Consider the following 230-nt stretch of genomic DNA (forward strand, 5'->3'; position numbering starts at 1 on the left):
CCGCTTGGCCTCCGAGACGTCCAATCCGCCATATTTCGACTTCCAGGCGTAAAACGTCGCCTCCGAAATCCCATGTCGGCGGCAGATATCCGCCGTCTTCTGCCCGGCCTCCTGCTCCCGCAGGATCCCGATGATCTGCTCTTCGCTGAAACGGCTCTTCTTCATCTGACAGCCCTCCTTCGATCGGAGGACTCTACTTCACGCCGGACACATTTCCAGGGAGCAGGTCA

1 protein-coding gene is annotated in these 230 nt (G+C 59.1%); it reads right to left on the minus strand.

Translation table 11 applies throughout. The features are described from left to right. The coding region (locus ACM9HJ_RS31050) for a transposase (RefSeq protein ID WP_416575678.1) at positions 1-165 on the minus strand (165 nt) is incomplete at its 3' end. Between the last annotated feature and the right edge of the window lie 65 nt (positions 166-230).

The organism is Niveispirillum sp. KHB5.9, from assembly GCF_048066115.1.
In the GTDB taxonomy this organism is placed as follows: Bacteria; Pseudomonadota; Alphaproteobacteria; order Azospirillales; family Azospirillaceae; genus Niveispirillum.